We start from the raw sequence: 19,749 nt of genomic DNA, 5'->3' as shown, positions 1-19,749 counted from the left end.
GAGGTGAGGCGCACCCATGAGTCAGGACAGCAACGGCGGCACGCGCGTGCCGGGCAGTCAGTGGTACGACGGCGAGGCCGGGCCGCTCGTCCGCCCGTACGCCTTGACGGGCGGACGCACCCGGCCCGGTCTCGCCGGAGTCCACTGCGACCTGATCGCCCTGGTCACCCTCAACCTGGGCGCGCCACGTCCCGGATACGACATGGGGCTCGGGCCCGAACACCGGGCCCTGATCGAACTGTGCCGTACGGAGACCCAGTCGGTCGCCGAACTCGCCGCGGGCGTCGACCTCCCGGTGGGAGTCGTCCGCGTGCTTCTGGGCGATCTGCTGGAGCTCGGCTGCGTCTTCGTGAGCCGTCCGGCGCCGCCCGGTCAGCTCCCGGACGAAGTCGTGCTGCGCGAGGTGATCGAAGGACTGCGAGGGCTGTGAAGGGCTTCGGGGCTGTAGACGAAGCCGCCAGGACGCGCACGCCGACCGGGCCGAGCCTTCGCAGAGAGAACGTAGTTGTGATGATGCCCAGTTGCGTCGGCCCTGGCCGGCAATCCCGAGAGAAGTGATCGATGGTCTCCGAGTACTCCGACGCGGACAGCGGTGACACGGCCCCGCTGGCGCTGAAGATCCTGGTCGCCGGCGGCTTCGGCGTGGGCAAGACCACCCTGGTGGGCGCGGTCAGCGAGATCAGGCCGCTGCGCACCGAGGAACTGCTCAGCGAGGCCGGGCGGTCGGTGGACCACACCGGCGGCGTGGACCAGAAGGTCACCACGACCGTCGCCATGGACTTCGGCCGCATCACCATCCGCTCCGGCCTCTCGCTCTACCTCTTCGGCACGCCCGGCCAGGACCGCTTCTGGTTCCTGTGGGACGAGCTGGCGCACGGCGCGCTCGGCGCCGTGGTCATGGCCGACACCCGACGACTCGCGGACTGCTTCCCCGCGGTGGACTACTTCGAGCACCGCAGCATCCCGTTCGTGGTGGCCGTCAACTGCTTCACCGGCAGCCGCACCTACGAAGCCGAAGACATCTCCCACGCACTCGACCTCGACAGCGGCACACCGGTGGTGCTCTGCGACGCCCGAGACCGCGCGTCCGGAAAGGAGGTGCTGATCAGCCTCGTCGAGTACGCAGGGCGGGTGCACACCGCCCGACTGCTCAACTCGGTTGGCTGACAGCTGGTTTCGATCGGGTGCTACGGGATTTGTCGGCGGGCAGGCACGGCCGGCTTGTCCTACGGTTCCGGCGCGGGCTCAGCTCGGCGCCTCGGCGCCGGTGAGGACGTCGTTCATGCGCTCGTCGTAGCCGGTGGCGGGGTCGACGACGCGGCCGGCCGCCCACCAGTTCTCGCGGGCCGTCTCGACGACCATCATCAGGATGTCCTCTTCAGGAACGTCGGCGAACAGCCGCAGGTTGTCGACGACCGCCTGGAACAGCTCGGCCTTCTGCTCGGCGGTGCGGTGGTTGAAGGACATCTGGATGAGCATGGCGCGCTCGCCGCGGGGCAGACCGAACACGACCGGCTGCATCTGGAAGTTGTCGGGCGACACCTCGTGGAAGACATGGAACTGGTCGTCCTGAGGGATCTTCAGGACGTCCACCATCGCCTTGTGGATGCCCAGGGACACGTTCCGGCGGTACTCGGAGCTGGTGCCCTGGCGCAGATAGACGTTGATCAGCGGCATGGTGTCTTGCCTTCCTTCACGTTCCCGGTGCTTTCCGGTTCCTGGTTCTTGTCCGGGCCGTCAGCGGTGCCTCGGGCCGGCGTTTCACGTGGCGGGTGCCTGGGTGTGGCCGGGTGCCGGTACCTGGAAGCAGGCCAGCAGGGCCGAGGTGCTGAGGTACTGGCCGACGAGGCTGACCAGGGCGATGAGTGTGTTGGTGCCGAACGCCGCCGCTGCCTCGTCATACAGGTCGTCCGGCACGTGATGGTCGCGGACCAGCGCGACGGCCAGACGGTGGGCGATATCAGCGTCGGGGCGCAGACCGCGCGGAGCCTCGCCACGGAGCAGAGATGCGATGGCAGGGCCGGGCAGACCGGCCTTCCCGGCAGCCGCGGTGTGGGCGTACAGGGCGTACTCGGCCCGCCAGTGAGCGGCCACGGTGAGGATGACCACCTCTCGGACATCCGCCGGAATGCCCGCCCGGGTGAGCGCCTGGGCCCACTCCAGTAGAGGCCGGGCGATGTGCGGTGTGCGCAGCAGGGCGTTGAACGGTCCGATGAACCGCCCGTCGGGCAGGGCGGCCGTGTAGCCCGCCTCCTGGGCGTCGCGCGCTCGCGTGGCCTGCAGACGGTCGCGCAGTGCGCGTTGTGCTTCATCGAGGGCGTCGGGAGGCAGGAGGGACAACCGGCCGCCCAGTCCGGAAGTTCCGTTGACGGGGTGCTCGTTCACGCCCTCCACGCTAGGAACGCAGGAGACATTCCACCAGCGAATGTTCGGCATAATGGACATGCTGATTACTCATGTTCATAGCTCATGGAGACCAAACGGAACGCTCATGGAGATGACGCTGGTCGGGCTGCGAATGCTGCGCGAGGTGGCGGAGCGAGGCACCTTCACCGCTGCGGCAGACGCGCTCGGGTACACGCAGTCGGCCGTCTCCCGGCAGATGGCTGCGCTGGAACAGGCAACCGGTGTCCGGCTTTTCGACCGCTTCGCCGGTGGTGTCCGGCTGACCGGCTCAGGCCGTGCCCTGCTGCGCAACGCCGTTGTCGCCCTGGACGCCCTGGAGGCGGCCGACCGGGAGTTGCGCGGAGCGGAGGAGCTCGAGAGGGGCCGCGTCCGGCTCGGCTTCTTCCCCACCGCCGGAGCGGTGATCGTGCCCCATGCCCTGACGATGTTGCGCCGCGAGAACCCGCACCTCCAGGTGACGACGCGTGAGGGGACCACTCCCTCGCTGGTGCGCGCGCTGCGTGCCGGCACCCTGGATCTCGCGATCCTCTCCTCCAGGCCACCGCACCGTTCGCCGGACACGGAAGATCCGCCCTTGAGTGTCGAGCCACTGCTGGAAACGCACCTGGCCGTGGCGGTGCCGGCGGGCGGGCCGTTCGCCGAACGGGGCAGCGTCAGCGTCGAGGAGATCGCGCGCGAACCGTGGATCGCCAGTCCCGGCACCGCGAACGAGCCACTGCTCGGCGTCTGGCCCGGGCTGCCCGGGCGGCCCAAGGTCCGTCACACCGCCCGCGACTGGCTGACCAAGCTCCACCTGGTCGCGGCCGGTGCCGGCATCACCACAGCCACGCCCACACTGCTGCCCGTCGTCCCGCCCGGCGTGCGCTTCGTGCCCGTCGAAGGCGTTGCGGAGGAGGTACGACGCGTCAGCCTGGTGCGCATGCCGGGTCCCGTCGAGGCTCCCACGCAGGCGCTGACACACGCGCTGCGCCGGCAGGCGGCCGACCTCGCGGACTGACCGTCCCTGTCCCTGTCCCCGTCCGCGTCGCTGTCCCGGGCGTTGAGCTTTGCCGACCTCGGCCCGATGCGAGGTGAAGACCGAGCATGGTCGGCATGCTGGCCGGACGGGGCGAGAGAACAAGCTCAGTTCGCGACGCCCTTCACGGTCAGGACCTTGTCGATCGCGACGCGAACCAGGAGTTCGCCCGGTACGCCGTTGCGGGCCCCGAACTCCTCCGCGCGGTCCTCACTCATGTACCGGGCGCCGATGCGGGCGGCCCAGTGCCTCAACTCCCCGGGATCCTCGGAGATCCGGGCACGGCCGTGCAGCACGACGAAGTCGAAGGGCGGCCTGTCGTCGTCGACGCACAGGGCGACCCGGCCGTCACGGACGAGGTTGCGTCCCTTCACGCTGGTGCCGGCGGTGTTGAACACCAGGTCGTCACCGTCGAGCACGAACCAGATCGGCGTCACATGTGGGCTTCCGTCCGCCCGGACGGTCGCGAGCTTCGCGGTGCGGGTGCCCTGCGAGAGGAACGCCCGCCACTCTTCCTCGGTCATCTTCTGCGCCATGGACCTATCCTCCTTGCCCGTGGGCCGGTGGTGGTGAAGGCTTGCTGGAGATCCTCCGGCCAGGGGGAGTCGTCACACGGGGAGACCGGAACATGGCGCAGAACCAGGGACTTGACTGGCTGCTGGACGATCTGACCGAGCGTGTCGAACACGTACGGCACGCTTTGGTCCTGTCCAACGACGGGCTGGTCACGGGAGCGAGCACGGGGCTGCGGCGCGAGGACGCCGAGCACCTCGCCGCCGTCTCGTCCGGACTGCACAGCCTGGCCAAGGGCTCGGGACGCCACTTCGGCGCGGGCAGAGTGCGCCAGACCATGGTCGAGTTCGACGACGCGGTGCTGTTCGTCACCGCCGCCGGCAACAGCAGCTGTCTGTGCGTCCTCGCCGGTGCCGAGGCCGACATCGGCCAGATCGCCTATGAGATGACCCTGCTCGTCAACCGGGTCGGAGAGCGCCTCGACGTGGAGACCCGGCAGCCCGAGGTCTTCCCGAAGGCAGACTCCTGACCTGCACATTTACCCTCTCCCTTGGGGTTATCCACAGGCCAGCCCCAAGATCCGCCGATGCGGCTACGGTTTTTCCCGAGGCCGCGCGGACGGCGCGGACCACGCACTCCACGGGGGAGACCGACCATGTCAGGCAACACCGTCACGCAAGCGAACGACACCTTCAACACCTTCTGCACGCCGAGCCGGGCGGCGCGGGAACTGGGGCTCAAGCGAGGAGAGTTCGACCTCGCCGTGAACCTCGGACACATCCGCGCCGTGCCCGACGAGGGAGGCGGGGGCCTGCGGGTCGCCCGAACCGAGATCGATCGGCTGTGTGCCGAGGAGGGATATCCCGAGGCGCTGCAGCAACGCGTCGAGGCCGTGGGGACCAGGGACGGCGCTGACCTGCTGAAGGTCTCCCACGGCAGGTTCACCCGGCTGGCCAGGCTCGGCGTCGTCGTCCCGGTCCGCTTCTACCTCAATCGATACCGGGCCGTCGTCTGGCTCTATCTGGCCGAAGAACTACGGCAGTTCGCGGCCGACGAGACCAACGCGCAATTGCTGGCCGGCCGTACGCCCTCCGATCTGCGGGAGCGGCTGGAGACGGGACTGGATCTGCGGCCCCGGACCTGGCGGGGCCGGAATCTCGGTTTCCTGCGGCGACAGGCCGGCGACCACCCGTGGGCGTATGCGGCGGCCGTGGCCTCGCTGCTCGACGCTGCCCAGGTCGCGGAGATCGTGCAGGACCCCTACGAGCGCGCCCACTTGAACAGGTTTCGGCCCAGGCCGTCCACGCACGGCGCACCCGGTTCGCCCGCCGCGCGGCTGGCCGAGAGCCTCGCCATGGCGCAGGACCCGGACGAGATCTGCTGGCTGCGAGCCGATCTGGCCCAGGCGGTGAGCGAGGCGCGCACACTCCAGCCCGCGCCGCGCCCGGCTTCCGGAGCGCGCCCGACGCCGACACCGTCGTGTTCGGCTCCCGTGGCCCCCGTGCCGCCGCGCGCGACGCCCGCTCCGGCGACGGACCAGATCCAGCCGGTCCCAGAGGAACCGCCACGCTCGCGCGGCCTGATGCGGTGGCTGCGGCGCGACACCGCTTAACTCTGGGCTTGTCCAGGACTTCGTCCCTGACGCCGGGCTCGTCCCGCTCCTGCGCCTCACCGAGCGGGTCGGGCTGCAGCTCCTCTCGCCGACAATCTGCACCTGCGCAACACCGGCACCCACGCACCGTCACCTCACACCAGCAGAACATCAGCCGGTGGATTCGTACTCCGACCCGGCCGCGTTCACCGACTTGCGGCCAGCACTGCAGCGAGGCCCTCTTGCAGATCCCTGACGAAATACTCGGGAACCTCCAGCGACGGGAAATGTCCCCCGGTTTTGGGCGACCCCCATCGGACGATCTGCCGGTACCGCTCCTGTGCCCAAACGCGCGGACACTTCTCGATGTCGCGGGGATACATGCTGATTGCTGACGGGACATCGACCCGAAGTTCGGGGTCGAGCGACTTGTGGCTTTCGTAGTAGATGCGGGCCGCCGATGCTCCGGTCCGCGTCAGCCAGTACAGGGAGACGTCGTCAAGAACGCGGTCCCTGGAAATCGTCTCGAACGGGCTGTCGTCGGTATCTGTCCACTCGGCGAACTTGTCGAGGATCCAGGCGAGAAGCCCGACCGGTGAGTCGACGAGCGAGTAGCCGATGGTCTGCGGCCGGGTCGCCTGTTGCTTCGCGTACGCCGCGCGGTTGAGCCAGAAATCGCGGGTTTCCTCGGTCCATTCGCGCTCGGTCGCCGTCAGCCCGTCCGTCGTCAACCCGGGCGGGGCCTCCGCGAACGTTGTGTGGATGCCGAGAACGTGCGCCGGGAACCTGCCGCCGAGGACCGTGGTGATCACACCTCCCCAGTCGCCGCCCTGGGCTACGAACTTGCTGTAGCCGAGCCTTCCCATCAGTTCCACCCATGCTGCCGCGATCTTTTCGATTCCCCACCCGGTGGTGGTCGGCTTGTCACTGAAGCCAAAGCCTGGCAGCGACGGGACCACGACGTGGAACGCCGGCGCGTCCGCATCTTTCGGATCTGCCAGCTCGTCCACTACATCGACGAACTCGACGATGCTGCCTGGCCAGCCGTGCGTCAAGACCAGGGGAGTGGCATCTGCGCGCGCGGATCGGCGGTGCAGGAAGTGGATTCCCAGACCATCAACGGTCGTGCGGAACTGGCCGATCCGGTCAAGACGCGCTTCGAACGACCGCCAGTTGTACTCGGTGCGCCAGTAGTTCACGACGTCGACGAGGTCGGCGAGAGGAACGCCCTGCTCCCATCGGCGAGGGCCGGGCGCTGCGCGATGGACCGTCTCGGCTTCCGGCAGCCGCGCCGCGGCCAGTCGCGCGCGCAGATCGTCGAGGTCGGCGTCAGTTGCGTGGGCTTCAAATGCTTGCACGTCGCTGGACATGAGACCTCCTGGTCGTCGTGGAACCGGCTTGGACCTGAGAACCGTCTAAGACGGTTCTAACAGTCTCGATGCCGGTGTGCAACCGGCTAAGGTGGTTCCATGCATGCTCGGTACCCTGACTTCCGTCTCGGCAAGGTGCTGGCGACCAGCTTCACGGCGACCCTGACGGAGCGTCGTGGCGACGCCGTGGAACGCATCCCCGTGCCGCAGCGACTCGTCGACTGGCTCGTGGTGAGTGGCCTCGCCGTGGAGTCCTGCACAACCGCCCAGCTCGAACTCGCTTGGGAACTGAGGGAATCAATTCACGCCACGCTTACAGCGGCCGCGATCCAGGACGCTCTGCCTGAGTCTGCTGTCCAAGTCATCAATGACCGCAGCGTTCAAGGCAGGGCCGCAGCGCTCCTGACACCCGAGGGCCATCGGCAATGGCGGCTCAGCTCGGCTTCCTGCGTAGAAGACGCCCTGGGCGTGATCGCCGCCGACGCGATCAGCATCCTCGCGGGCGAACGAGACGGAAAATTGGCCTTGTGCGCATCGCCGACCTGCCAAGCCGCCTTCTTCGACACCAGTCAAAGTCGCACCCGCAGGTGGTGTGACATGAACACGTGCGGGAATCGTCAGAAGAAGGCGCGCTTCAATGCCAATCAGCGCAAAAGCCCCAGATCAGCGACGTAATCGTCAGCCTCGGTCCACATCCGGGCAGGCCCCACGCCGACGGCGTATGTGGCGGCCAGGGTGGGGCTGAACCACCTGATCTACAGCGCCCGGAACAGCCCCTCCTGGACCACCGACACCAGCAGCCTGCCCTCCACGTCGTAGATCCGGCCGCGTGCCAGGCCGCGGCCGCCCGTGGCGATCGGGGACTCCTGGTCGTAGAGGAACCACTCGTCCGCGCGGAAGGGGCGGTGGAACCACATGGCGTGGTCCAGGGAGGCCATGTCGAAGCTGCGTGGGCCCCAAAGGGGTTCGATGGGGAGGCGGACGGCGTCCAGCAGGGTCATGTCACTGGCGTAGGTCAGGGCGCAGGTGTGCACCAGCGGGGCGTCGCCGAGCGGGCCGACCGCGCGCATCCACACGGCGCTGCGCGGTTCGGCTTCCTTGACCTCCTCGGCGGTCCAGCGCAGCCGGTCCACGTAGCGGATGTCGAAGGGCTGGCGCCGGGCCATCCGCTCCAACTGCTCGGGCAGGGCGCCCAGATGCTCGCGGACCTCCTGCATCACCGTCGGCAGCGACTCCGGGTCCGGGACCTTGCGGGCCGGTGGCAGCTGGTGCTCGAAGGGTCCTTCCTCGGGCTTGTGGAAGGAGGCGGTGAGGTTGAAGATCGTGCGGCCCTGCTGCACGGCGGTGACCCGGCGGGTCGTGAACGACCTGCCGTCGCGCACCCGTTCCACCTGGTAGACGATGGGCACGCCGGGCCGGCCCGGGCGCAGCAAGTAGGCGTGCAGCGAGTGCACCGGGCGATCGCTGTCGGTGGTGCGGCCGGCGGCGACCAGGGCCTGGCCCGCCACCTGGCCGCCGAAGACCCGCTGCAGGGACTCCTGCGGGCTGCGGCCGCGGAAGATGTTGACCTCGATCTGTTCCAGGTCGAGCAGGTCGACGAGGCGCTCGGCCGGGTTCGTCATGCGGGGGATCTCTCCTTGGCTCACAGCTGGCCGACGTCGGTGAGGCGGACGACCGCGCGGCCCTCCGTGTCCGAGGCCGAGAGGTCGATCTCCGCGCTGATGCCCCAGTCGTGGTCGCCGTTGGGGTCGGCGAAGGTCTGCCGCACGCGCCACAGACCGTGCTCAGCGTCCTCCTCGATGCGCAGCAGCTTGGGGCCGCGGGCGTCGGGACCGGTGCCCAAGTCCTCGTACTCGTCCCAGTACTTGTCCATCGCCTCGCCCCACGCGTCCGCGTCCCAGCCGGAATCGGCGTCCATCTCGCCCAGTTCGTCGACGTGGTCGAGGGCGGCGAGCTCGACGCGGCGGAACATGGCGTTGCGGACCAGGACCCTGAACGCGCGGGCGTTGCTGGTGACGGGCTTGACCTCGTCGGCCCTCTCCTGGGCCTCCTCGGCCGTCATCACCTCGGGGTTGGCGAGCTGCTCCCACTCGTCGAGCAGGCTGGAGTCGACCTGGCGGACCATCTCGCCGAGCCACTCGATGAGGTCCTGGAGGTCCTCGGACTTCAGGTCGTCCGGGATGTTGTGGTCCAGGGTCTTGAACGCGCTGGCGAGGTAGCGCAGCACGATGCCCTCGGTGCGGGCCAGCTCGTAGAAGGACACCAACTCCGTGAAGGACATGGCCCGTTCGTACATGTCGCGGATCACGGACTTCGGCGACAGCGGGTGGTCGCCGACCCATGGGTGGCTCTTGCGGTACGTGTTGTAGGCATGGAAGAGCAGCTCCTCCAGAGGCTTGGGATAGCTGATGTCCTGGAGGCGCTCCATGCGCTCCTCGTACTCGACGCCGTCCGCCTTCATCGCGGCCACGGCCTCGCCCTTGGCCTTGTTCAGCTGGGCGACGAGGATCTGCCGCGGATCGTCCAGCGTGGACTCCACCACGGAGACCATGTCCAGGGCGTAGGACGGCGAGTCCGGGTCGAGGAGTTCGAACGCGGCGAGCGCGAACGTGGACAGCGGCTGGTTGAGGGCGAAGTCCTGCTGCAGGTCCACGGTGAGGCGGACGATGCGGCCGGCGGGGTCCGGCTCGTCGAGTTTTTCGACGATGCCGCCGTCCAGCAGGGAGCGGTAGATGGCGATCGCCCGCCGGATGTGCCGCAGTTGCTGCTTGCGCGGCTCGTGGTTGTCCTCGAGCAGGTGCCGCATCGCGTCGAAGGCGTTGCCGGGGCGCGCGATGACCGACAGCAGCATCGTGTGCGTCACGCGGAAGCGGGAGGTCAGCGGCTCCGGGTCGGAGGCGATCAGCTTCTCGAAGGTGTTCTCCGTCCATCCGACGAAGCCCTCGGGCGCCTTCTTGCGCACGACCTTGCGGCGCTTCTTCGGGTCGTCGCCCGCCTTGGCGAGCGCCTTCTCGTTCTCGATGACGTGCTCCGGCGCCTGCGCGACGACGTAGCCCGCCGTGTCGAAGCCGGCCCGCCCTGCGCGTCCGGCGATCTGGTGGAACTCGCGGGCGCGCAGCGTGCGCACCCGGCTGCCGTCGTACTTGGTGAGCGCCGTGAACAGCACTGTGCGGATGGGGACGTTGACGCCGACGCCGAGGGTGTCCGTGCCGCAGATGACCTTCAGCAGGCCGGCCTGGGCGAGCTTTTCCACCAGGCGCCGGTACTTGGGCAGCATGCCGGCGTGATGCACGCCGATGCCGTGCCGGACGTAGCGCGAGAGGTTGCGGCCGAACTTGGTGGTGAAGCGGAAGTTGCCGATCAGTTCCGCGATCTGGTCCTTCTCCTCGCGCGTGCACATGTTGATGCTCATCAGCGCCTGCGCCCGCTCCACGGCCTGCGCCTGCGTGAAGTGCACGATGTAGACCGGAGCCTGCTTGGTCGTGAGCAGCTCGGTCAGCGTCTCGGTGAGCGGGGTGAGCTCGTAGGAGTAGGACAGGGGCACCGGACGGGTCGCCGAGCGGACCACCGCGGTGGGGCGGCCGGTGCGCCGGGTGAGGTCCTCCTCGAACATCGAGACGTCGCCGAGCGTGGCGGACATCAGGACGAACTGCGCCTGCGGCAGCTCCAGGATCGGGATCTGCCAGGCCCAGCCGCGGTCGCCCTCGGCGTAGAAGTGGAACTCGTCCATGACGACCTGGCCGACGTCGGCGTTCTTGCCGTCGCGCAGGGCGATCGAGGCCAGCACCTCGGCGGTGCAGCAGATGACGGGCGCGTCGGCGTTCACGGACGCGTCGCCGGTCAGCATGCCGACGTTCTCGGTGCCGAACATCTTGCACAGCTCGAAGAACTTCTCCGAGACCAGCGCCTTGATCGGGGCCGTGTAGAAGGTGACCTCGTCCCGGGCCAGGGCGGCGAAGTGCGCACCCGCCGCGATCATGCTCTTGCCGGAGCCGGTGGGCGTCGACACGATCACGTTCGCGCCGGAGACCACCTCGATCAGTGCCTCTTCCTGGTGGGGATAGAGCGTGAGACCGCGCTCCTCGGCCCACGACTCGAAGGCCTCGTAGAGAGCGTCGGGGTCGGCGGTCGGCGGCAGCTGATCGATAAGGGTCACGCACCCATCTTGCCTGGCGTCCTCCCTCATAGGGGAATCGGTTGCCGGTACGAAGATCACGACCAGTACGCTGTGACGCCGACGGAGTGTCAGCGCACCCGGTCAACTGGACAGCGGCACAAGAGGAATGGGACGGGCAACGGCCATGATGGGACCAGCACACTCACTGTCGGGCGCCGCGGCCTGGCTCGGGGTCGGTGCGGCGGCCGCCGCCACCGGGCACCCCATGCCCTGGCCGGTTCTCCTCGTCGGCGCGCTGATCTGCGCCGGAGCCGCACTCGCCCCGGACCTGGACCACAAGGCCGCCACCATCTCGAGGGCCTTCGGTCCCCTCTCACGGGGACTGTGCGAGATCGTCGACAAGATCTCCTACGGCGTCTACAAGGCGACGAGGAAGCAGGGCGACCCGCGCCGCTCCGGGGGGCACCGCACGCTGACGCACACCTGGCTGTGGGCGGTCCTGATCGGTGCGGGTACGTCGGTCATCGCCATCACCGGTGGCCGCTGGGCGGTGCTGGCCATCCTCTTCGTCCACATGGTGCTGGCCATCGAGGGTCTGCTGTGGCGGGCGGCCCGCGGCTCCAGCAGCGACGTCCTGGTCTGGCTGCTGGCCGCGACCAGCGCGTACATCCTCGCCGGTGTGCTGGACAAGCCGGGCAACGGCTCCGACTGGCTGTTCACCCAGCCCGGCCAGCAGTACCTGTGGCTGGGGCTGCCGATCGTGCTGGGCGCGCTCGTGCACGACATCGGGGACGCACTGACCGTCTCCGGCTGCCCGGTCCTGTGGCCGATCCCGGTGGGCCGCAAGCGCTGGTACCCCATCGGCCCGCCGAAGATCATGCGTTTCCGTGCGGGCAGCTGGGTCGAGCTGAAGGTGCTGATGCCGGTGTTCATGCTGCTGGGCGGGGTGGGCTGCGCGGCGGCGCTGAACTTCATCTGAGGGTCGGGGGCTGCTTCAGCTGCCGCTGCCCGAGCCCTGGCCCGCTCCACCGCCGAAGCGACGCTCGAACTGGGCGATGCGGCCCTCGGTGTCCACCGTTCGCGCCTTGCCGGTGTAGAAGGGGTGGCTCTCGGAGGAGATCTCCACGTCCACCACCGGGTAGGTCTCGCCGTCGTCCCAGTCGATGGTCTGGTCGCTGGTGGCGGTGGACCGGGTCAGGAAGGCGTAGCCCGCGGCGCGGTCGCGGAAGACGACCGGGTGGTAGTCGGGTTGCTTGTCCTGCTGCATACGTGCTCCTTGGGTGCTGGGCGCCGGGGTCAGCCGGACAGGTGAGCCGGACAGGTCAGCCGGACAGGGAGTCCTCGTCGACGACGTGCATCGCCGCCTCCTCGGCGGACGCCGCCGCGCCGTCGATGCCCACGTCCGTGGCGATCAGCGCGCTCTCGTCGTCCTCGTGGGTGCCCTCGTCCGGGGCGACGAGACGGCCGGAGCGGCGGTCGCCGACCTCGTTGTCCAGGAGTTCGCCGTCGGAGCCGTCGCAGTCGCCGAGGCCGTCGCCGTCGGACATGACGAGTTCGGGCATCTCCTCGGAGAGCCGTTCCTCCAGGGTCTCTCCGCGTCTGGCCTCGGCGGCGGTCACACCGGCGTGCTCCACCGCCCACGGCCTGTCCGGAGGGGACCAGCCGCGGTCGAGGGGGTCGTCGACACCGTCGTCGACCAGCGTGTCCTCGGCGTCGAGAATGCCCGAGTCTTCCTGGATCTCGGATCCATCGGGCTGGTAGACCTCGTCTCCCCATCCGTCGGCGCTGTTCACGGATACCTCCAGTGGTGGGGACGGGCCCGGACCGCGCCGGACGTCGGGCCGTCGCCGCGCGGAGCACCCGCTGCGCCCCGGAGGAACCGATGGTCCCAGGGCGCTCCCCGAGCCGGTGCCGTTATCCAGCCTTCCACCCCTTTTCGTGACTGCGCAACGGCACGGCGGGAGGAGGTACCGGCAGGGAGGAATCGGCAGCGGGCTCAGCCGGACAGAACGGCCGAGGACCAGACGTGGCCGTCGTCCGTCACCAGGTCGACGCGGTGGATGGAGGCCGCCGACCCGTACGCGATCCAGGTGGCCCGCCCGGACGACGGCATCCACCACTGGCCGGCGTCGCGGGTGGAGCCGTCCTTGAGCTGGAGCCGGCAGGTGTAGTGCGTGCCGGGGCTGCCCGCGGTGATCTGCATGACGACCACGCGTTCGTTGCCGGCGCTGCTCGGCTCCACCGTGCCGACCCGGGCGCCCGAGCCGGTGACCAGCGCGGCGCCGTGCTCGCTCGGCGCGACCTGGACCGGGGCGGAATCGTGGTGCAGCACAGCCGTGGCGGCCGTGCCCAGGCAGAGACCGGCCGCTGCGGCCGCGGCGACCAGCAACGGGGTGCGGTGGCGCCAGCGGGCGGGGCGGGGCCGACGGGCGGGGGAGGGGCGGCGCAGTTCGAGGCGGTCCAGGACCCGGGAGTCGAAGCCGGGCGGGGCCGCGACGGCGGGGGCTGCGGGGAGGACGGCGTCGACGGCCGCGGAGAGGTCGTCGTAGGCCGTGCGGCAGGTGTCGCATGCGGTGAGGTGGCGCAGCAGTTCTGCCGGTTCGCCCGGGAGGGTGCCGAGGGCCAGGGCGGTCAGTTCGTCCTCGTCGGGGTGGCGTTCCTCGTCAGGACGGCGTTGCTCGTCAGGGTGGCGTTCCATCGCGGCTTCCCTCCTTCAGCGTGTCGCGCAGCCTGCGCAGGCCGGTGCGGATGCGGGTCTTGGCGGTGCCCAGGGGAATGTTCTCGTGCCGGCCCACCTCGGCGGCGGTGCAGCCGCCGAGCACGGCCAGGGCGACGGCGCGGGCCTGCTCGGGCGGCAGGGCTTGCAGGCGGGCGAGGGCGCGATCGCTCTCCAGGGCGAGCAGGGCCTGGCGCTCCGTGTCGTTCGCGTCGGCGCCGGAGCGCAGGGTCGCGTCCAGGAGCCGTTCCAGCGTCTCGGCCAGGACCGGGGTGGGGCGCCGTGCCCGGACGGCGTCGATGGCGGCGTTGCGGGTGATCGTGAGGAGCCAGGTGAGGGCCGAGGCCCGCCGGGGGTCGTAGTTGCCCGCGGCCCGCCAGGCCCGTACGAACACCTCCTGGCTGACGTCCTCGGCGAGCGCCGGATCGCGGGTCACCGACACGGCCAGGCCGTACACGGCGTCCTGGAAGCGGCGGACGAAGGCGAGCGCCGCCTGCTCGTCGCCCAGCGCGAGACCGGCGACGAGCGAGGCGTCGTCGACCCGGTTCGCACGCGGGAACAGCTCCATGTCTAAAGGTACGTATGAAAGGGCCGAAGGGATTGAACCGGCCGCGGCGCAATCCGCCGGGGCCGCTCGCTCGTACAACCTCCGTCGAAACGGACGGAGAGATCATGAGCATCAGCAGGATCACCGTGGCCGGGTTCGCACTCGCGTCGGCACTGGCGCTGGCCGGCTGCGGCAGCAGTAGCAGCGGAGGCGGCGGAAGCCATGCCACCAGTCAGGCGCCGGCCGCCATGGACACCTCCACGATCAAGGTCAGCAGCTCGCCGCTCGGCAACATCCTCACCGACGGCAGCGGACGCACGCTGTATCTGTTCACCGAGGACGGCAGGAACACCAACTCGATGAACTGCAACGCGGCGTGCGTCAGGCTCTGGCCGCACATGGAGGGAAAGCCGCACGCCGGCAAGGGCGTGCAGTCGAGCCTCATCAGCGCCACGAAGGGTGGCAGTAAGGCGCAGGTGACGTACGCCGGACACCCGCTCTACTACTACGCCAACGACCACTCGGCCGGTGACGTGAAGGGGCAGGGCATCGACAAGATCTGGTACGTCATGAACGACAAGGGCACCGCGATCAAGACGGCCGCCCCGGCGTCGAGCAGCACGGGCAGCGGCAACAGCAGCGGGGGCAGCGGCGGCGGAGGCTACTGACCAGGCCGGGAGCCGCCGTAGGCCAGCCGGTCGGGAGCCGCTGTACGCCAGCCGGTCGGGAGCCGCCGTGGCGCAGCTCCCGACCCCTGAATCGGGCCGGCTCACCCGTGCCAGGACCGCCACAGCGCCGCATACGCGCCGTCCGCCGCCACCAGTTCCTCGTGGCTGCCGAGTTCGGCGATGCGGCCGTTCTCGACTACGGCGATCACGTCCGCGTCGTGGGCGGTGTGCAGGCGGTGGGCGATGGCGACCACCGTGCGGCCGTCCAGGACGCGGGCCAGGGACCGTTCGAGGTGGCGTGCCGCGCGCGGATCCAGCAGTGAGGTCGCCTCGTCCAGGACCAGCGTGTGCGGATCCGCCAGCACCAGGCGGGCCAGCGCGATCTGCTGGGCCTGGGCCGGGGTGAGCGCCTGACCGCCCGAGCCGACCTCGGTGTCCAGGCCGTCGTCCAGCGCCCGTGCCCAGCCGTCCGCGTCGACCGCCCCGAGCGCCGCCCACAGTTCTGCGTCGGCGGCGGAGGTGCGGGCCAGCAGCAGGTTGTCGCGCAGGGAGCCCACGAAGACGTGGTGCTCCTGGTTGACCAGAGCCACGTGCGAGCGGACGCGTTCGGCGGGCATCCGCGACAGCTCCGCGCCGCCGAGGGTGATGTTGCCGTTGCGGGGCGCGTAGATGCCGGCGAGCAGGCGGCCCAGCGTGGACTTGCCCGCGCCGGACGGGCCGACCAGCGCCAGCCGTGTGCCGGGGGCGACCTGCAGCGACACCTTGCGCAGGACGTCCACGCCCTCGCGGTAGCCGAAGTGCACCCGGTCCGCGTGCACGTCGCGGCCGTCGGGGGCCAGCGTCGGCTCCCCGGCGTGCGGCTCGATGTCGCGCACGCCGACCAGCCGGGCCAGCGACACCTGCGCCACCTGCAGCTCGTCGTACCAGCGAAGGATCAGGTTCACCGGGTCCACGAGCATCTGCGCGATGAGCGCGCCCGTGGTCAGCTGGCCCACGCCGATCCAGCCCTGCAGGACGAACACGCCGCCGATCATCAGCACCGAGCCGAGCACGGTCGCATGGGTGAGGTTGATGACCGGGAAGAGCACGGAGCGCAGCCACAGCGTGTAGCGCTCCCAGGCCGTCCACTCCTTCACCCGCCGCTCGGACAGCTCGATGCGGCGGTCGCCCAGGCGGTGGGCCTCGACGGTGCGCCCGGCGTCGACGGTCTCGGCGAGCGCGGCGGCCACGGCGGCGTATCCCGCGGCCTCCGAACGGTAGCCCGACGGCGCCCGCTTGAAGTACCAGCGGCAGCCGATCACCAGCAGCGGCACGGCGACCAGTACGGCGGGCGCCAGTGGCGGCACCGTGACGACGAGACCGCCGATCAGCAGCAGCGCCCAGACCACGCCGATCGACAGTTGCGGCACCGCCTCGCGCATCGCGTTGGCGAGCCGGTCGATGTCCGTGGTGATGCGGGACAGCAGGTCGCCCGTGCCGGCCCGTTCCAGGACACCCGGGGGCAGCCCGACCGACCGGACGAGGAAGTCCTCGCGCAGGTCGGCCAGCATCCGCTCGCCGAGCATCGCCCCGCGCAGCCGCACCTCCCGTACGAAGACGGCCTGGACGAGCAGCGCGAACACGAACAGCGAGAGGATGAGCGGCAGATGGAGTTCCTTCGCGCCGTCCGACACCCGTTCCACGAGATCGCCCAGCAGCCACGGGCCCGCCATCGAGGCGATCACGGACACCGTGTTGACGGCCATCAGGATCACGAAGGCGCGGCGGTGGCGCCGGAACAGTTCGGCCACATACGCGCGTACGGTCGCCGGGGCGCCGACGGGCAGGGTGTTCGCCGTCGTCGGGGCCGCCGGGTCGTACGCGGGTGGCGCCACGCCGATCATGCTGACTCCTCGATCTCTTGAAGTTCGTCCGCTCGCACGTCGGCTTCCTGACGTCCGTCCAATACGCCGCTCAGGGCGGCCTCTTCGTCCGTTTCCCGGGTGACCACGGCCCGGTAGCGGGGCTCGGTGCGCACCAGTTCGCGGTGCATACCGACCGCGGCGACCTCGCCCTCGTGCACGAGCACGACCCGGTCCGCGTGGTCCAGGAGCAGCGGCGAGGAGGTGAACACCACCGTCGTGCGCCCCTCCCGCAGGCCGCGCACGCCGCGCGCGATGCGCGCCTCGGTGTGCGAGTCGACGGCCGAGGTCGGCTCGTCCAGGACGAGCACGTCCGGGTCGGTGATCAGCGACCGGGCCAGTGCGAGCCGCTGCCGCTGCCCGCCGGACAGCGACCGCCCGCGTTCGGTGATCCGCGTGTCCATCGCATCCTCGGCGTCCAACGAGCCCTGCGCGAGCGCCTCCAGTACGTCCTCGCACTGCGCGGCCGTCAGCGCGTCCTTCGCGCTGACGCTCCCCGAGGCGGGCACGTCGAGCAGCTCGTGCAGCGACCCGGACAGCAGCACCGGGTCCTTGTCCTGCACCAGCACGGCCTGACGGGCCGCATCCAGCGGCAGGTCGTCCAGCCGCACACCGCCCAGCAGGACTGACGCGCCCGGCTCGGACGGATGCCCGCCCAGCCGCTCGGCCAGCCGGCCCGCCGCGTCCGGGTCACCGCACACCACGGCGGTCAGCCGGCCCGCGGGAGCGAGCAGCCCGGTGGCGGGGTCGTACAGATCACCACTCGGTACGTCGTCACTCGGTACGTCGTCACTCGGTACGTCGTCCGAGCGCGCGCCGTCGGTGTCCGTGGCCCGTTCCAGCGACAACACCCGCGCGGCTCGCCGGGCGGAAGGCCGGGAGAACGAGTAGGCCATGGCGATCTCCTCGAAGTGCCGCAGCGGGTACCCGAGGATCATCACGGAGCTGTAGACGGTGACCAGTTCGCCGACCGTGATCTGTCCCTGGCGGGCCAGATGGATGCCGTACCAGACGACCCCGACCATCAGCAGCCCCGGCAGCAGCACCTGGATCGCGGAGATCAGGGACCACATGCGGGCGCTGCGCACCGCTGCGCGGCGGACCTCCTGGGAGGCGCTGCGGTAGCGGTCCAGGAACAGCTCCTCGCCGCCGATGCCGCGCAGCACGCGCAGGCCGGCGACGGTGTCCGAGGCCAGTTCGGTGGCCCGCCCCGCCTTCTCGCGCTGGAAGTCGGCGCGCCGGGTCGCCCGCGGCAGCAGCGGCAGCGCGGCCAGCGCCACCACGGGCAGGCCCACGGCGACGACCAGGCCGAGCGCCGGCTGGTAGACGAGCAGGGCCACGCAGACCACTACGACCGTGAGCGCCGCCGCGGTGAACCGCGAGACGGCCTCGACGAACCAGCCGATCTTCTCGACGTCACCGGTGGAGACGGCGACGACCTCGCCGGCCGCTACGCGGCGCGTCAGCGCCGAGCCCAGCCGCGCGGCCTTGCGGGCGAGCAGTTGCTGCACGCGGGCCGCGGCTGTGATCCAGTTGGTGACCGCGGTGCGGTGCAGGAAGGTGTCGCCGAGCGCGATGCCGAACGCGGCAAGCGCCAACAGGCCGCCCGCGAGGGCAAGTTGGCTCCCCGAGCGGTCGACCGCTGCCTGGATGGCCATGCCGACGCAGAACGGCAGCGCGGAGACCGACGTGAAGTGCAGCAGGCCCCAGGCCATCGCCTTGAACTGGCCGCCCAGTTGATTCCGGCCCAGCCACCACAGGAACCGGGGACCCGAACGCGCGTCCGGCACGCCCGGGTCGGGATACGGAAGGTCTTGAATCTGCATGACGGCTGACGTCCCAGTGGCTCGTGTCAGTTGGTTGATGGGGACCGCGAACGGCGGTAGCAAACCGTGAAAGGTTCGCCTCGCGGCGTGGTCGGAAGCAACAGGTTTTCTGCCGCGCCGTACAGAATGGGACGATGCGAAAGAACGGTGCATCTCGTACAGCGGTCGCGGCAGCGGCCCTCGGAACCCTCCTGGCCCTCACGTCCGGCTGCGGCAGCGAACAGCAGGGAGACAAGGGTGAAAAGGGTGCTGCGGGCAGCGTCGCCCTCAGGAGCCCGCACACCGCCGACACCACCAGTACCCGTACGATCCCCGGCATCGGCGACCGACTGCACCGCCGCATCCCCGCCGACTCCCGCCAGGTCGTGGCGGTCTACGGCGCCGGCAGGAACTCCGCGTACTCCAACGCCGTGCTGTACATCAAGCGCGGCTCGACCTGGGAGCGCACCCGCGGCTGGCCCGCGCACAACGGCAAGAAGGGCTGGACCGCCGACCACCACGAGGGTGACCGGCGCAGCCCGATCGGTGTGTTCACCCTGTCCGACGCGGGCGGTACCCTCGCCGACCCCGGTGCCCGCCTCCCCTACACGCAGGACGCATCCTTCGCGGCCCCGCACTACTGGGCGGAGTCCCACTGGCACGACTTCGACTACGTCATCGCCATCGACTACAACCGCGTCAAGGGCACCCCGCCCGACGACCCGGACCGCCCCCAGGGCGACGAGAAAGGCGGCGGCATCTGGCTGCACATGGACCACGGCAGCGGTACGTCGGCGTGCATCAGCGTGTCCAAGTCGGCGATGGAGTATCTGCTGCGGACACTCGACCCGGATCTGCATCCGGTGATGGTGATGGGGGACAGGGCAGGCCTGAAGGCCTAGGCCTCAGCGGCCAAGCCCCCATCACCCAGGGCGAGTTGAGTACCCGTACTCAGGTCCGGTGATGTCCGGGCCGCGAGGATCGGTGGTGGGGGGGGGGGGGCCCGGGGCCGGCCCCCCCCCCCCCCCGCCCCCGCCCCCGGGGGGGGCGGGGGGCGCCGCGGGCGCGCCCCCGCCGCACCGCGCGGGCCCGCACGCCCG

General features: G+C 70.2%; 21 protein-coding genes. 9 read left to right on the top strand and 12 right to left on the bottom strand.

Annotated features, from left to right (window positions below):
* Positions 1-16 precede the first annotated feature (16 nt).
* Both ACGFYN_RS35390 and ACGFYN_RS35385 read left to right on the top strand, forming a co-directional pair.
* Positions 17-430: a DUF742 domain-containing protein gene (locus ACGFYN_RS35390; RefSeq protein ID WP_393870042.1), complete on the top strand. Its 414-nt coding sequence runs from the start codon at positions 17-19 to the stop codon at positions 428-430.
* Between the two features lie 131 nt (positions 431-561).
* A complete protein-coding gene (locus ACGFYN_RS35385) occupies positions 562-1,167 on the top strand; it encodes an ATP/GTP-binding protein (RefSeq protein ID WP_393870041.1) in 606 nt (201 codons plus the stop codon).
* A gap of 78 nt (positions 1,168-1,245) precedes the next feature.
* Here ACGFYN_RS35385 and ACGFYN_RS35380 read toward each other — a convergent pair whose 3' ends face one another.
* Positions 1,246-1,677 (bottom strand): tautomerase family protein, encoded by a 432-nt coding sequence (locus ACGFYN_RS35380; protein WP_393870040.1) that lies wholly within the window; start codon positions 1,675-1,677, stop codon positions 1,246-1,248.
* An 84-nt stretch (positions 1,678-1,761) separates the two neighbouring features.
* A complete protein-coding gene (locus ACGFYN_RS35375; protein WP_393870039.1) occupies positions 1,762-2,385 on the bottom strand; it encodes a carboxymuconolactone decarboxylase family protein in 624 nt (207 codons plus the stop codon).
* A gap of 106 nt (positions 2,386-2,491) precedes the next feature.
* Here ACGFYN_RS35375 and ACGFYN_RS35370 point away from each other — a divergent pair, with 106 nt between their 5' ends.
* On the top strand, positions 2,492-3,403 hold the full coding sequence (locus ACGFYN_RS35370) for a LysR family transcriptional regulator (protein ID WP_393870038.1): 912 nt from the start codon (positions 2,492-2,494) through the stop codon (positions 3,401-3,403).
* Positions 3,404-3,528: 125 nt separating this feature from the next.
* Here ACGFYN_RS35370 and ACGFYN_RS35365 read toward each other — a convergent pair whose 3' ends face one another.
* Entirely contained in the window at positions 3,529-3,957 is a 429-nt protein-coding gene (locus tag ACGFYN_RS35365) for a PPOX class F420-dependent oxidoreductase (RefSeq protein ID WP_393870037.1), read from the bottom strand.
* A 92-nt stretch (positions 3,958-4,049) separates the two neighbouring features.
* On the opposite strand from ACGFYN_RS35365, the gene ACGFYN_RS35360 reads away from it, so the two are divergent.
* Positions 4,050-4,463: a roadblock/LC7 domain-containing protein gene (locus ACGFYN_RS35360; RefSeq protein WP_393870036.1), complete on the top strand. Its 414-nt coding sequence runs from the start codon at positions 4,050-4,052 to the stop codon at positions 4,461-4,463.
* Positions 4,464-4,589: 126 nt separating this feature from the next.
* The gene (locus ACGFYN_RS35355; protein ID WP_393870035.1) at positions 4,590-5,546 is read left to right on the top strand and encodes a DUF6397 family protein; all 957 of its coding nucleotides are present in this window, start codon (positions 4,590-4,592) and stop codon (positions 5,544-5,546) included.
* A 185-nt stretch (positions 5,547-5,731) separates the two neighbouring features.
* Here the strand turns inward: ACGFYN_RS35355 and ACGFYN_RS35350 are convergent, their stop codons facing one another.
* Entirely contained in the window at positions 5,732-6,895 is a 1,164-nt protein-coding gene (locus ACGFYN_RS35350; RefSeq protein ID WP_393870034.1) for an epoxide hydrolase, read from the bottom strand.
* Between the two features lie 99 nt (positions 6,896-6,994).
* Between ACGFYN_RS35350 and ACGFYN_RS35345 the strand changes: the two genes are divergently transcribed.
* Complete coding sequence (locus ACGFYN_RS35345; RefSeq protein WP_393870033.1) at positions 6,995-7,570, top strand: CGNR zinc finger domain-containing protein; 576 nt, start codon at positions 6,995-6,997, stop codon at positions 7,568-7,570.
* Positions 7,571-7,650: 80 nt separating this feature from the next.
* Here ACGFYN_RS35345 and ACGFYN_RS35340 read toward each other — a convergent pair whose 3' ends face one another.
* Both ACGFYN_RS35340 and ACGFYN_RS35335 read right to left on the bottom strand, forming a co-directional pair.
* Positions 7,651-8,517: an acyl-CoA thioesterase gene (locus ACGFYN_RS35340; protein WP_393870032.1), complete on the bottom strand. Its 867-nt coding sequence runs from the start codon at positions 8,515-8,517 to the stop codon at positions 7,651-7,653.
* A 20-nt stretch (positions 8,518-8,537) separates the two neighbouring features.
* Positions 8,538-11,051, bottom strand: coding sequence for a DEAD/DEAH box helicase (locus ACGFYN_RS35335; protein ID WP_393870031.1), 2,514 nt, complete (start codon positions 11,049-11,051; stop codon positions 8,538-8,540).
* Positions 11,052-11,196: 145 nt separating this feature from the next.
* Between ACGFYN_RS35335 and ACGFYN_RS35330 the strand changes: the two genes are divergently transcribed.
* Entirely contained in the window at positions 11,197-11,991 is a 795-nt protein-coding gene (locus ACGFYN_RS35330) for a metal-dependent hydrolase (protein WP_393870030.1), read from the top strand.
* Positions 11,992-12,006: 15 nt separating this feature from the next.
* Here the strand turns inward: ACGFYN_RS35330 and ACGFYN_RS35325 are convergent, their stop codons facing one another.
* From ACGFYN_RS35325 to ACGFYN_RS35310, 4 genes are all read right to left on the bottom strand, one after another.
* A complete protein-coding gene (locus tag ACGFYN_RS35325; RefSeq protein WP_393870029.1) occupies positions 12,007-12,279 on the bottom strand; it encodes a type B 50S ribosomal protein L31 in 273 nt (90 codons plus the stop codon).
* A gap of 55 nt (positions 12,280-12,334) precedes the next feature.
* On the bottom strand, positions 12,335-12,805 hold the full coding sequence (locus tag ACGFYN_RS35320; RefSeq protein ID WP_393870028.1) for a DUF5709 domain-containing protein: 471 nt from the start codon (positions 12,803-12,805) through the stop codon (positions 12,335-12,337).
* A 203-nt stretch (positions 12,806-13,008) separates the two neighbouring features.
* Positions 13,009-13,710 carry a hypothetical protein gene (locus ACGFYN_RS35315; protein WP_393870027.1) on the bottom strand — a complete coding sequence of 234 codons (702 nt, stop codon included), beginning with the start codon at positions 13,708-13,710 and terminating at the stop codon, positions 13,009-13,011.
* Positions 13,694-14,296 (bottom strand): RNA polymerase sigma factor, encoded by a 603-nt coding sequence (locus ACGFYN_RS35310; protein WP_393870026.1) that lies wholly within the window; start codon positions 14,294-14,296, stop codon positions 13,694-13,696. The genes ACGFYN_RS35315 and ACGFYN_RS35310 overlap by 17 nt, the downstream gene beginning before the upstream one ends.
* Before the next feature lie 104 nt (positions 14,297-14,400).
* On the opposite strand from ACGFYN_RS35310, the gene ACGFYN_RS35305 reads away from it, so the two are divergent.
* Positions 14,401-14,943, top strand: coding sequence for a hypothetical protein (locus ACGFYN_RS35305; protein WP_393870025.1), 543 nt, complete (start codon positions 14,401-14,403; stop codon positions 14,941-14,943).
* A 101-nt stretch (positions 14,944-15,044) separates the two neighbouring features.
* On the opposite strand, the gene ACGFYN_RS35300 is transcribed toward ACGFYN_RS35305, so the two are convergent.
* Together ACGFYN_RS35300 and ACGFYN_RS35295 are read right to left on the bottom strand one after the other, a co-directional pair.
* Positions 15,045-16,826 carry an ABC transporter ATP-binding protein gene (locus tag ACGFYN_RS35300; RefSeq protein WP_393870024.1) on the bottom strand — a complete coding sequence of 594 codons (1,782 nt, stop codon included), beginning with the start codon at positions 16,824-16,826 and terminating at the stop codon, positions 15,045-15,047.
* Positions 16,823-18,670, bottom strand: a complete 1,848-nt coding sequence (locus ACGFYN_RS35295) for an ABC transporter transmembrane domain-containing protein (protein WP_393870023.1) — start codon at positions 18,668-18,670, stop codon at positions 16,823-16,825. The genes ACGFYN_RS35300 and ACGFYN_RS35295 overlap by 4 nt, the downstream gene beginning before the upstream one ends.
* Before the next feature lie 134 nt (positions 18,671-18,804).
* On the opposite strand from ACGFYN_RS35295, the gene ACGFYN_RS35290 reads away from it, so the two are divergent.
* Positions 18,805-19,551 (top strand): L,D-transpeptidase family protein, encoded by a 747-nt coding sequence (locus ACGFYN_RS35290; RefSeq protein WP_393870022.1) that lies wholly within the window; start codon positions 18,805-18,807, stop codon positions 19,549-19,551.
* Positions 19,552-19,749 lie beyond the last annotated feature (198 nt).

Source organism: Streptomyces sp. NPDC048419 (assembly GCF_043200415.1).
GTDB lineage: Bacteria > Actinomycetota > Actinomycetes > Streptomycetales > Streptomycetaceae > Streptomyces.
Note: the sequence above shows the minus strand (reverse complement) of the source record. Positions and strands in the feature narration are given on the sequence as shown.